Below are 11,399 nucleotides of genomic sequence, written 5' to 3'. Positions count from 1 at the left end.
CCCATGTCCGCCTTTAAGCCACTCGTCTTCTCCGGCGTCCAGCCGACCGGCAATCTGCATCTCGGCAACTATCTCGGTGCCATCAAGAAATTCGTCGCCCTGCAGGAGACGTCCGATTGCATCTACTGCGTCGTCGACCTGCATTCGCTGACCGCCCAGCTTGTCCATGACGACCTTGCCGACCAGACGCGGTCGATCACCGCGGCGTTCCTGGCATCCGGCATCGACCCGAAGAAGCACATCGTCTTCAACCAGTCGCGCGTGATGCAGCATGCCGAGCTTGCCTGGATCTTCAACTGCGTCGCGCGCATCGGCTGGATGAACAAGATGACGCAGTTCAAGGACAAGGCCGGCAAGGACCGCGAGAATGCCTCGCTGGGCCTGCTCGCCTATCCGTCACTGATGGCCGCCGACATCCTGCTTTATCGCGCCACCCATGTGCCGGTGGGGGAGGACCAGAAGCAGCACCTGGAACTGACACGCGACATCGCCCAGAAATTCAACAACGACTTTTCGGACCGCATCGCCGGTCTTGGCGTCGGCGTCGAGATGCAGGTCGGTGAGGAGACGGTGAACGGCTTCTTCCCGATCACCGAACCGGTCATCGGCGGGCCGGCGGCGCGCATCATGAGCCTGCGCGACGGATCGAAGAAAATGTCGAAGTCGGACCCGTCGGACCTGTCACGCATCAACCTGACCGACGATGCGGACACCATCTCGAAGAAGATCCGCAAGGCCAAGACAGACCCCGAGGCCTTGCCGAGCGAAGTCGACGGGCTGGAGAGCCGGCCCGAGGCGGAAAATCTGGTCGGCATCTATGCAGGGCTCGCCGAGATGTCGAAGGCCGACGTGCTGAAGGAATTCGGCGGCCAGCAGTTTTCGGTGTTCAAGCCGGCGCTGGCCGACCTCGCGGTGGAGAGGTTGGCGCCGATCGCCAGCGAGATGCGCCGCATCCAGGGCGACCGCGCCTATGTCGACGCCGTGCTGCGAGATGGCGGCGAACGCGCCGGCGTGCTCGCCGAGACGACAATGAAGACGGTGCGCGATATTATCGGGCTGCTGCAGGGCTGAGCCTGATCGTGAATGCCTGAGGCCGGCGGCTTGCCGCCGGCCTGCCGCGGTGGCAGATTGCCGCCGAAAGATACCGAGTAGATAGACATGGTCTCCAAACGTCTCAGCCGCGAAGCCGGTCATCGCAGGAAACTCCTGACGATCATCGATGACACGCCGGAATGCGAACGCGCCGTCGCCTACGCCTCGAAGCGGGCGCAGAGCACCAGCGGCACGCTGGTGCTGCTCTATGTCATCGTACCGGACGATTTCCAGCACTGGCTGGGCGTCGAGAAGATCATGCGCGAGGAGGCGAACGCTACGGCGCGAGCGGCGCTCGACGGCTACGCCAACAAGGTCCGCCAGAAGCTCGGCATCGAACCGGAGATGGTGGTGCGCGAAGGCAAGCCGACCGAAGAGATCCACAAGCTGATCGAGGAAGACCAGGACATCGCCATCCTGGTGCTGGCGGCCGGCGCCGGCAAGGAAGGTCCCGGCCCGCTGGTCGGCGCCGTGGCCGGCAAGGGTGCGGCCTTCCCCATTCCGGTTACCGTGGTGCCGCAGAACCTCTCCGACGAGGAAATCGACAGCCTGGCCTAGGGTGTGAACTTTCGGGTTCCGCGAAGGACCCCTCCCCTGCAATCGGGGTGGATGGATCCGACCCTATCGGCGTCATCAGTCAATCGGTGCGCGACAAAGCGCGCCCTTGGCGTGTTATTCCGTTGCGCCATTTGGAATCGGCATGGAAGCCATGATTCCAAAGGAAAGCCGATGGCCAGATTGAACCGGGAACCAGGCAAGAGCGGGCAGCCCAACCCGCAAAGCAGCGGGAAGGCCCGGCCTGTTCCACGACACCGCGAGCAGTCGGCACGAGCCCAGGATAAGCTGCGGCAGACTCCGCAGGCGCAGCAGGAGCGCAAGCTTCGCGTGCTGACCAAGGGGCCTCCGGCCATGGTGGACAGCATCGCCGGTGCGGTTACGATTAAGAACCTCGATCTTTACTACGTCGTCGGTTCGGACGCGCAGATGCCTGTGAAAGGCGAGCACGGGTTCGGGCTGTATTTTCATGACTGCCGCTTCCTCGGCGGCTATGAGATGGCGCTTGCCGGTCTGGCTCCCGTCGTGTTGGCCTCGACCGCACAAAAGGGCTATCAGGCGCTTTTTGAATTGACCAATCCCGAGCTGCAGCTCGAGCAGGGGCAATCGATCCCCAAGGACGAACTCGGCATCCGCTGGGAGCGTATTCTCGATGCGGGGCAGACCTGCGTGCGGGAGGTCATGACCATTCAGAACTTCGGGCACCAGGCATGCAGCTTTCCGTTGACCTTGCACTTCCGGGCGGGCTTCGAGGACGTCTTCAGCGTGCGGGGGTTGGTGCAGGACAACCTCGGCAGATCCGAGCAACCCGCCTGGCGCGGCGGCAAGCTGCAGTTCGTGTACCACGGCGCCGACCGGCTGCGCAGGACAGTGACGGTCACCTTCTCGCCCGCGCCCGACACCAGGCACAAAACCGCCGCGGAGTTCCGCATCCGTGTCCCCGCAGGCGACACGCGGACCATCGCGGTTACCATCGAGCTCACCGAAAACGCCGAGGAGGCCGAGGCCGGGCACTTGGACCAGCAGCCGGCGGTTACGCTCCACAGCCTCGCAAGAAACCTCCAGAACAGTTCACAACAATGGCTGGAGCAGCATACGAAGCTCACCAGCGACAGTGTGCTGCTCAACGACATCATGGACCGCTCGCTGCGCGATCTCGCGGTGCTGAGGTCGCGCCTGGGCGACAAGGAGTATTTTGCCGCCGGCGTGCCGTGGTTCGTCGCCCTGTTCGGCCGCGACAGCCTGATCGTGGCCCTGGAGATGCTGGCTTTCCAGCCGGAGTTCGCCGCCCAGACACTTCGGCTGCTGGCCAGCTATCAGGGGCGGCGGGACGATCCGTGGCGCGAGGAGCAGCCCGGCAAGATCCTCCATGAACTCAGGGTCGGCGAGCTTGCCCGGGCCGGCGACGTTCCGCACGCCCGCTTCTACGGCACGGTGGACGCAACCCCGCTCTTCCTGCTGCTTCTGGGCCGCCATGCGGCGTGGACCGGCGACCTCGGTCTGTTCCGCCAATTGCGGGAGCCGGTGGAACGCGCGCTGGGCTGGATCGCGAAGGCCGGGGACAACCATGGCGACGGTTACCTCAAATATCGCAGCCGGTCCGAGAAAGGCCTGGTCAACCAGGGATGGAAGGATTCAGGCGACGCCATCGTCAGGGCCGACGGCAGCCTTGCGAAGCCGCCGATAGCGCTGGTCGAGGTGCAGGGCTACGTCTTTGCCGCGAAGCGAGCGATCGCCGATCTCTACGAGCGCGCCGGAGAGCCCGATCGGGCAAGCCAGCTTCGCCATGAAGCCGAGACGCTTCGGAAACGATTCAACCGTGACTTCTGGTGCGAGGAGCAAGGCATCTTCGTTCTCGCCTTGGAGGCCGGAGGCCGCCGGGCCGAAGTCGTCTCCTCAAATCCCGGGCACGCGCTGTGGACCGGTATCGCGGACGAGGACAAGGGTCACCGGTCCGTGGCGCGCCTGATGCAGGACGACATGTTCAGCGGCTGGGGCGTGCGCACCCTGTCGACGGCGGAACGGGGCTACAATCCGGTCGGATATCATCTCGGAACCGTTTGGCCGCATGACAATGCGCTGCTGGCGGCCGGCTGTCGAAACCATGGCGAAGATGAAGCGGCGCTGCGGATCTTTACCGCGATTGCCGAGGCTGCCGCGCACTTTCGCCACCAAAGGCTGCCCGAGGCGATGGCGGGCTTTCGACGCGAGGATTTCCAGGCGCCGGTACATTATCCCGTGGCTTGCCACCCGCAGGCCTGGGCAGCCGGAGCGATACCGTTCCTGGTGACCACGTGCCTCGGGCTGGAACCCGACGCCTTCGCCGGGAAACTGCGGATCGTGCGGCCTCGCCTGCCCGACTTTGCAAAGCACATAGCGCTTCACGGGTTGCGCATCGGTGACGGCAGCGCCGACCTCGAATTCAGGCGGACCGCCGACCGGGCCGAGGTAACCATCCTGCGGACAAGTGGACAACTGAGCGTCGAGGTTGAAGGATAGTGCTTGTCGGGTTTCGAAGGGCGCGGCAAAAACATTCCGCCAGCCAGCCGTTCCGGCGATGCGTTTCGCTTGAATGTCCAGCCGACAAAGCCTATTTAGAATTATTCCAAACTAGTTGCCCAAAACGGGCATGGAGACGGCCATGTTCATCCAGACCGAGTCGACGCCCAACCCGGCGACGCTGAAATTCCTGCCCGGCAAGGAAGTGCTGGTAGAAGGCACCGCCGATTTCCGCGATGCCGACAGTGCGGCGACGGCCTCGCCGCTGGCTGGGCGGCTGTTCGAAATCCCTGGCGTCACCGGCGTGTTCTTCGGCTACGATTTCATCACCGTGTCCAAGGACGGCCCGGACTGGCAGCACCTGAAGCCGGCGATCCTCGGCGCCATCATGGAGCATTTCATGTCCGGCGCACCCGTCATGGCCAAGGCCGGCCCCGCTGCCGAGACCAGCCAGACCGGCGAATTCTACGACAAGGCCGACGAGGAGCTCGTCATCACCATCAAGGAGCTGCTCGACACGCGCGTGCGCCCGGCGGTTGCCCAGGACGGCGGCGACATCACCTTCCGCGGCTTCGAGAACGGCACCGTGTTCCTGCACATGAAAGGTGCCTGCGCCGGTTGCCCGTCATCGACGGCGACGCTGAAGCACGGCATCCAGAACCTGCTTCGCCATTTCGTGCCGGAAGTGCAGCAGGTCGAGCAGGTTTCCTAGAGCGGTTCAGTATTTGATGAATCGCTGAGCCGCTCTAACTCTTTGCTTTCACGCAATTCCGGACGGAAAACCGCTACGCACTTTTCCTGGAATTGCTCTAGCCGGCAGTTCCCTACCGACAGACAACAAAAAACCGGGCCGAATTGCCCGGTTTTCTGTTTGGGACGTCCGTTGTTGCCTAGACGGTCCGCGTATGAAAGGCGACTTCCAATTTAACCACGATCTGCCGAAAAAGCGGACTGGCTTTCGGCATCATGGCCTAAAGAACGATGACCTTGGCGCCGACCTCGGCACGATCGTAGAGGTCGATGACATCCTGGTTCATCAGCCGGATGCAGCCCGACGACATCGCCTTGCCGATCGAGTTCCATTCCGGGCTGCCATGCAGGCGGTAGCCCATGTCACCGCCCTTGTTGAACAGGTACATGGCGCGCGCGCCGAGCGGGTTCTTCAGGCCCGGATCCATGCCGCCAGCGAACTTGGCGAGTTCGGGCTGGCGCTTGATCATCTGCGACGGCGGCGTCCAGGTCGGCCATTCGCGCTTGATGGCGATATGGGCGGTGCCGTGCCATTCGAAGCCCTCGCGGCCGACACCGATACCGTAGCGGATGGCCCGGCCGCCGCCCTCGACGAAGTAGAGGAACTTGTTCTGCGTATCGACGATAATGGTGCCCGGCTTTTCCTTGGTGTCGTAATTGACTTCCTGGCGATGGTACTTCGAAGGCACTTTCTCGATCGGGATACGCGGCAGTTGGTAACCGGCATCGGTCACCGCGCCATAGTCGTTGGAGAATATCTGCCCGCCGATGGTGCTGCAGCCGGCAATAGCGGTGGACAGCGCCAGTGCGGCGACTATTGCGAGCGACTTCATGCGCATGTGGTGATCCGGTGCCCCGCCTAAACCAGAGCGGCACGAGTCGGCCGCTTTCTCACCATCATTCATGCTGGCATTTGCTTTGCTTGCCAAGCACACGATGCCTATATGCGGGGACTTACCTGCTGGTATGCGTATCACTATGGCATTTCGGCAACAGCCTTCACCGGATTGTGAAGTAAATTCAATGGGGCTGAATCGCAGGCCCCGCAAAATCGAGGACCCGCCATGAATGTCGGCGACGCCGCCCGCCGCTCAGGCCTGCCGGCCAAGACCATCCGCTACTACGAAGAAATCGGGCTGATCGCGCCCGCGCGCGCCGCTAACGGCTACCGCGATTATTCGGGCGACGACATCCACCGGCTGGCCTTCCTGCGCCGCGCGCGCAACCTCGGCTTTTCCATCGACGACTGCCGCCAGCTGATGGCGCTCTACAGGGATCGCGGCCGCGCCAGCCACGACGTGCGCGCGATCGCCGCCGCCCATGTCACCGCCATCGAGGAGAAAGTGCGCGAACTGCAATCGATGCGCTCGACGCTGCAGAAGCTCGTTCACGCCTGCCACGGCGACGAGCGGCCGGAGTGCCCGATTTTGGATGATATGGCGGGGGCGGCGTTAGCCAACGATAAACCCCACCGCAGGAGCGATAGACAGGGTGTTGAGGAAGGTGGCCTTGGCGAAGGCGGCGCCAGCCGCCTTGCTACGCGCTAGTGAAAGCCGCCAGCACTGGTCCGTGTAGTATATTGCACGCTCTAATATGAGCGTAGGGTATAAGCACTGCCGCTGGTCCCGCTGCCCGGTGACCCCAATGACCGGAGAGAGCGCATGACCCGCGACCAGATGCTGGCCCACCTTCGCGCCGCCGATGCGATCGCTCGCGAGGCTGCCGCGCACGGCCATCATCCGTTCGGCGCGGTGCTGGTCGGCCCCAACGACGCGATCCTCATGCGCCAAGGCAATATCGACACTGTTCATCACGCCGAGACCGAACTTGCCCGGCGCGCGGCGGCAGCCTATTCGCCGGAGTTTCTCTGGACATGCACGCTGGTCTCAACCGGCGAGCCCTGTGCGATGTGCAGCGGAACGCTCTACTGGGCGAATATCGGCCGGCTGGTCTATGGCTTCGAGGAGACCGAGCTTCTCGCGCTAACTGCCGACCATCCCGAAAACCCGACGATGAGCTTGTCCTCGCGCGTTGTGCTCGGTTCTGGACAGAAGAAGATCGAGGTTCACGGCCCCTTCCCCGAAATTGAGGACGAACTGGTCTCGGTGCACCGTGGCTTCTGGCAGCGGTAGTGGTTCTTCGCCACCGAACGTTGGGGTTGTCAAATATACAATCGCCCAAAAGAAGCCGGGTCGATGATCCCGACGTCTTCATCCGAGCAAATCCAAAAACGCATCAGCATCAGCCTTCGGCATTGCCCTAAGCTCATCCTCAGTCACGCCTGCGGCCTGAATCTTGGCAATCTGAACCAAGGAAAGCATGCGCGTATCGCCAAGCGGTTCCTCACCTGATGCGGCTGCGGAAGCCGCCTCTAGCTTCTCGACCGGAACGCCCTTCTTGAAACTCCTGTTCGGATACCATTCTTTTAGACCCCAAGTGCCGCGATCAACCTTCACGAGATCGCCAACATCATTGGCGCGACGCGTAAGGACAGACCCAATCGTGTTAACGGCATCCTTTGAGTTCATTGCAAGGCCGCCACGCTTGAACGCGGCTGCAATGTCGGGATTCCGCAACGGTTGACGCTTGGCCGCCAGCAACTTTTTAGCAGCGTCTACAATAGACATTCCCAAGAAGGCTCCGGGCGAATCAATGTCCGAATTTTGCCCGGTTGGCGCGACCGAAGCCGCCATCGAATAAGAGCCGGATGGCATTCCGCCCCGGATCGCTTCGATGGCGCTAATGGCTTGTTCTATTTGAGCCTTCTTGGCCCGCAGATCGTTAAGCACAACCTCGTACGGGTCAGTGGCCATTGATTCCACAGACATTTTTGTTGCTCCCAGAGCTTAGTGGTGCTATACGGAAGCCGTCGATACTGACTGCGAAGCAGCCGACTGGCGGCTTTCAGTAGGACATCAGGGGTCGTGGACCCCCTCCTGCTATTCTGACCGTCATCTTCTTTGCAACCTCCTCGTCTCTTGGCCTACCGGGCTGGGTTGAGGTTAAAGGGCTGTGTGGGGCCACGAACCCCACACAGCCCTTATACACGAGTCGCTGGAACGAACAAGCAGCGCAAGGGTTGGCCGCTACGAAACCCACTCAAAACTCAAGCAGGACATGCTGTGATTGAACCCAAGCAGCCGAAGCCGCAGATTGAGGAGGCCGTCGTGCAGAAAATCGCAAAGGCACCGAAGCTTACTAGCGAACAGATAAAGAAGCTGGTGCAGCACCAGAAGCGCGAACAGACCAAGCCCTGACCGAGTATCAAAGAAATGCGTGATAAGGATGTCAGGCTGGCGGTGAGAAATCATCTAGAGGCCTTACACAGAGACGATATAGATACTCGCATCGTTGAAGAGATGGGCGTGTGGTCGGGCTCCGTTCGCGTCGACCTTGCCGTAATCAATGGCGAGCTATCGGGGTTCGAACTTAAGAGCGACAGCGATACGCTCCAACGGCTACGGGTACAGGCGGATATCTATAGTCGCGTATTCGATCAGGTGACGCTTGTCGTTGGGCAGCGGCACGCAGCCAAGGCAACCGACATTATTCCAAGCTGGTGGGGCGTTATGGTCGCAGAACAAACCAACGATGGGGTTGTTCTACAGTGCGACAAATGCGGGTCCAGAAATCCCTCGCCAGATCCCGACCTGATAGCGGGCCTCCTCTGGAAAGAGGAAGCCCTGATTGTGCTGGAGGAACATGGGCTCGCTGATGGCTGGCGAAGTAAGCCTGCAAAAGCTATCCATCAGAGGCTCGCCGGGGAGCTATCATTTTCGGACCTGAGTGACGAGGTCCGGCGCGCCCTGAAGTCGAGAACCGCGTGGTTAAGGCAGTCTGTCGGCGACGTGCGCGATATGGCGGTTAAGCAGCAAAGCGGCCCACTGCCCCCGCCCCCCGGCGCCACCGGCTGTGATAGCGTAATGCTGGATACGCCCGTCACCCCAACTAGGTATCGCTAGGCCGCCAAACGCGGGGTCTGCCAGCAAGGTTTGTGCGTGGCCTCTATATTGCGTCCCCATGTCGATACCGTTTGCACCGCTCGTCTTGACGCCTTTGTGGATAATCCATTGGTCATCGATGGTATATCGAACGCTTACCGTAGCATTGGCCATTGCGTATCCGGGCACTTCGTCAAGCGAGGGATGGACGTGTCCCGAATCTGAATAGTCGAGTTGGAACGGGACAAGCGCTCTAACAAGTTGCCAAATCTGCCAGTCTAAGCGGGGGACATCATTTCGGCCTGGATTCAAAGGACCGTGATCCTTTGGCGCGCTCCAAGAATGAAGGGTTACCGACCGCCAAGGATGACCAGCGGCCAAAGATGCATTTATGGTATGGGCAACATAGTTTGCATACGGAATTGGCGCTTGTTCGGCCACTCCTGCAACATCGATAAGAATGTCAATTTGGTTTGGATTCCATGCGGGAACAGCGGCCACCCATCCTGCGAGGAACGGTAAGTCAGCCAAAGGCACATGCAAAACGAAACCTGGAGCATACGTGCCCACCAATGCTGCCGCTGCTGTATTGTAAGCCGGTTGAGCCCGAACTGACAAAGTTGGTATGACAGGAACTCCACCCGCACCAAGGCCATTGAACAGGGCGTTGTACACAGCAGCGCTGCCTGTCACCGTAAAGTTGTGGATACCGTCGAGAGCGATTGGAAAACCAGCAGCGTTGGCAATCATCTTTGGCAAAAAAGTAGCCGGAACTGTCCCGCCCAGTCTTATGATGGGGAACACTCGCGCTCTTGCTGGCGGCGACAAGTTCCCAAGCGCATCCGCCTCACCAGCTTTAGTGCGCACTACGGGCATATAACGATATGGCATTTGATCCCCCAAGTATTTATTTTGGGGAACGTAACATTTGAAATTGATCTAGGATAGCGGATCATCTGTCGAAAATAGTGCCATCCCCCCACGGCTGGGTAGCGCCTAGCGCTTCGGCGGGGCCTGGTAGATATACCAGAGCGGGAGCACAACGCCGGCCCATGAAATTGCGATCAGTAGAAACCAATAGAGGTACGGGTCTTGAATCCGATCAAGGACATGCCAGCCGCCGCCGTGCTTTGGGATGGTGGCCTTCCCGTTCCTTAGCCAAAAGGCAATGAAAGCGCCCGCACCAAGCATCTGTGCGATCAAAAGATACTTTATGACCGCTTCCGCAATTTTACTCTTTTCGGCCACGCTCGCCCCCTGTAGGCGCCTTGAGATACGTGGAAGGTCTTAATCGTTCGTGAGCGCCGGCCTGTCGAGAACCATATCCCCACTTTGGGTTTGTCAACCATATAATCGCCGCCTAAAAGGCGATTATATCGTTGACAAACCAAACCGAGAGAGGTAGAAAGATTCCAATAACTTAGGAACCTTCGCCATGTCCGTCCTCTCCCGCCCTCACTTTCGCGACGAAGCCGCTGCTTTCGAACATGTCGAGGGTATGCTTTGGCCGTATGGTCCGGTCTGCCATCACTGCGGTTCGATGGAAAAGCCGTACAAGCTGGTAGGCGTCCGCACCAAGCCTTCGAAGAAAAACCCGCACGGCGTCGAGCGCCACGGCCTCTACAAGTGTCGTGACTGCAAGGGCCAGTTCACGGTTCGTATGGGCACGGTCTTGGAAGAAAGCCATTTGCCGCTCACCACCTGGCTACAGGCTATTCACCTCATGTGTTCGTCCAAGAAAGGTATCAGCGCCCATCAGTTGCACCGCACCTTGGAGATCACCTACAAGGCGGCTTGGTTTCTGGCTCACCGCATTCGCCTTGCAATGGCGTCTGGCTCGCTTTCGCCTATGGGCGGCAATGGCAAGACCGTTGAAATTGACGAGACGTATATCGGTCGCCTTGCCGGCACCGAAGTCCGTCGCGGCGGTGGCGCTCACAAGAACACTGTCTTGACCTTGGTAGAGCGCGGCGGCATTGCCCGTTCCTTCCATATCGACAGCGCCAAGGTGAAGACCGTCATGCCGATCGTTCGCGCCAACATCGCCAAGGAAACCGCCATGATGACTGACGAGTGGGGCGGCTATCGCTATCTAAGCGGCGAGTTCGCCTCGCACGATACCGTAGTGCATTCCAAGGATGAGTATGTCCGTTACGAAGGCGCAAAGACCATCCACACGAACACCGTGGAAGGCTACTATTCGATCTTCAAGCGCGGCATGAAGGGCGTCTACCAGCATTGCGCTGAACACCATCTGCACCGCTATCTGGCAGAGTTCGACTTCCGCTATTCGAACCGTTCGGCCTTGGGCGTTGAAGATAACGTTCGTTCGCTCATTGCTTTGAAGGGTGCCGCTGGCAAGCGCCTCACGTATAGGGCGTGAGTTGACGCGAAGCGCTCATTTCGCAGGAAACCTGTGCAACTGGATCTGGAACTTGTCGAGAACAAAAAAAGGCGAAGAAAACGCAAGTAGCTGAATTTATTGCGTAAACGCCTACTTTACAGACTCGGGGGCGCCCATAGTGCAAACTTGCCCCATTGTCAAGCACCCACTATATATGC

At 60.2% G+C, this 11,399-nt stretch carries 11 protein-coding genes and 1 pseudogene; 8 read left to right on the top strand and 4 right to left on the bottom strand.

The window, feature by feature from the left end; genetic code table 11:
- Positions 1–3 precede the first annotated feature (3 nt).
- The 4 genes from trpS to C7I87_RS19495 all read left to right on the top strand — a co-directional run bounded on the left by trpS (position 4) and on the right by C7I87_RS19495 (position 4,858).
- Positions 4–1,071: a tryptophan--tRNA ligase gene (trpS, locus tag C7I87_RS19510; RefSeq protein WP_149905733.1), complete on the top strand. Its 1,068-nt coding sequence runs from the start codon at positions 4–6 to the stop codon at positions 1,069–1,071.
- A gap of 87 nt (positions 1,072–1,158) precedes the next feature.
- Complete coding sequence (locus tag C7I87_RS19505; RefSeq protein ID WP_149905732.1) at positions 1,159–1,650, top strand: universal stress protein; 492 nt, start codon at positions 1,159–1,161, stop codon at positions 1,648–1,650.
- A gap of 171 nt (positions 1,651–1,821) precedes the next feature.
- Complete coding sequence (locus tag C7I87_RS19500) at positions 1,822–4,146, top strand: amylo-alpha-1,6-glucosidase (protein WP_188393903.1); 2,325 nt, start codon at positions 1,822–1,824, stop codon at positions 4,144–4,146.
- Between the two features lie 142 nt (positions 4,147–4,288).
- A complete protein-coding gene (locus C7I87_RS19495) occupies positions 4,289–4,858 on the top strand; it encodes a NifU family protein (RefSeq protein WP_149905730.1) in 570 nt (189 codons plus the stop codon).
- 259 nt (positions 4,859–5,117) lie between these two features.
- On the opposite strand, the gene C7I87_RS19490 is transcribed toward C7I87_RS19495, so the two are convergent.
- Positions 5,118–5,735, bottom strand: a complete 618-nt coding sequence (locus tag C7I87_RS19490) for a L,D-transpeptidase (RefSeq protein ID WP_149905729.1) — start codon at positions 5,733–5,735, stop codon at positions 5,118–5,120.
- Between the two features lie 225 nt (positions 5,736–5,960).
- On the opposite strand from C7I87_RS19490, the gene cueR reads away from it, so the two are divergent.
- Together cueR and C7I87_RS19480 are read left to right on the top strand one after the other, a co-directional pair.
- Complete coding sequence (gene cueR / locus C7I87_RS19485) at positions 5,961–6,443, top strand: Cu(I)-responsive transcriptional regulator (protein WP_149905728.1); 483 nt, start codon at positions 5,961–5,963, stop codon at positions 6,441–6,443.
- Positions 6,444–6,557: 114 nt separating this feature from the next.
- The gene (locus C7I87_RS19480; protein ID WP_149905727.1) at positions 6,558–7,028 is read left to right on the top strand and encodes a nucleoside deaminase; all 471 of its coding nucleotides are present in this window, start codon (positions 6,558–6,560) and stop codon (positions 7,026–7,028) included.
- Between the two features lie 78 nt (positions 7,029–7,106).
- On the opposite strand, the gene C7I87_RS19475 is transcribed toward C7I87_RS19480, so the two are convergent.
- Entirely contained in the window at positions 7,107–7,724 is a 618-nt protein-coding gene (locus C7I87_RS19475) for a winged helix-turn-helix domain-containing protein (RefSeq protein ID WP_149905726.1), read from the bottom strand.
- 444 nt (positions 7,725–8,168) lie between these two features.
- Here C7I87_RS19475 and C7I87_RS35995 point away from each other — a divergent pair.
- A pseudogene (locus tag C7I87_RS35995) lies at positions 8,169–8,705 on the top strand (sce7726 family protein); the annotation flags it as partial.
- Positions 8,706–8,723: 18 nt separating this feature from the next.
- Here the strand turns inward: C7I87_RS35995 and C7I87_RS36770 are convergent.
- Both C7I87_RS36770 and C7I87_RS19460 read right to left on the bottom strand, forming a co-directional pair.
- Positions 8,724–9,713, bottom strand: a complete 990-nt coding sequence (locus C7I87_RS36770; protein ID WP_373424745.1) for a beta family protein — start codon at positions 9,711–9,713, stop codon at positions 8,724–8,726.
- Positions 9,714–9,833: 120 nt separating this feature from the next.
- Complete coding sequence (locus C7I87_RS19460) at positions 9,834–10,085, bottom strand: hypothetical protein (protein ID WP_149905723.1); 252 nt, start codon at positions 10,083–10,085, stop codon at positions 9,834–9,836.
- A 187-nt stretch (positions 10,086–10,272) separates the two neighbouring features.
- On the opposite strand from C7I87_RS19460, the gene C7I87_RS19455 reads away from it, so the two are divergent.
- A complete protein-coding gene (locus C7I87_RS19455) occupies positions 10,273–11,220 on the top strand; it encodes an IS1595 family transposase (RefSeq protein ID WP_149905722.1) in 948 nt (315 codons plus the stop codon).
- Positions 11,221–11,399 lie beyond the last annotated feature (179 nt).

The sequence above is a fragment of the Mesorhizobium sp. SARCC-RB16n genome, from assembly GCF_008520305.1.
In the GTDB taxonomy this organism is placed as follows: domain Bacteria; phylum Pseudomonadota; class Alphaproteobacteria; order Rhizobiales; family Rhizobiaceae; genus Mesorhizobium.
Note: the sequence above shows the minus strand (reverse complement) of the source record. Positions and strands in the feature narration are given on the sequence as shown.

What these genes read in the sequence shown, in the direction of transcription:
- C7I87_RS19480 (WP_149905727.1), top strand. Translation starts at nt 6,558, where the DNA reads ATGACCCGCGACCAGATGCTGGCCCACCTTCGCGCCGCCGATGCGATC.
- C7I87_RS19500 (WP_188393903.1), top strand. Translation starts at nt 1,822, where the DNA reads ATGGCCAGATTGAACCGGGAACCAGGCAAGAGCGGGCAGCCCAACCCG.
- C7I87_RS36770 (WP_373424745.1), bottom strand. Translation starts at nt 9,713, where the DNA reads ATGCCCGTAGTGCGCACTAAAGCTGGTGAGGCGGATGCGCTTGGGAAC.
- C7I87_RS19490 (WP_149905729.1), bottom strand. Translation starts at nt 5,735, where the DNA reads ATGCGCATGAAGTCGCTCGCAATAGTCGCCGCACTGGCGCTGTCCACC.
- C7I87_RS19455 (WP_149905722.1), top strand. Translation starts at nt 10,273, where the DNA reads ATGTCCGTCCTCTCCCGCCCTCACTTTCGCGACGAAGCCGCTGCTTTC.
- cueR (WP_149905728.1), top strand. Translation starts at nt 5,961, where the DNA reads ATGAATGTCGGCGACGCCGCCCGCCGCTCAGGCCTGCCGGCCAAGACC.
- trpS (WP_149905733.1), top strand. Translation starts at nt 4, where the DNA reads ATGTCCGCCTTTAAGCCACTCGTCTTCTCCGGCGTCCAGCCGACCGGC.
- C7I87_RS19505 (WP_149905732.1), top strand. Translation starts at nt 1,159, where the DNA reads ATGGTCTCCAAACGTCTCAGCCGCGAAGCCGGTCATCGCAGGAAACTC.
- C7I87_RS19475 (WP_149905726.1), bottom strand. Translation starts at nt 7,724, where the DNA reads ATGTCTGTGGAATCAATGGCCACTGACCCGTACGAGGTTGTGCTTAAC.
- C7I87_RS19495 (WP_149905730.1), top strand. Translation starts at nt 4,289, where the DNA reads ATGTTCATCCAGACCGAGTCGACGCCCAACCCGGCGACGCTGAAATTC.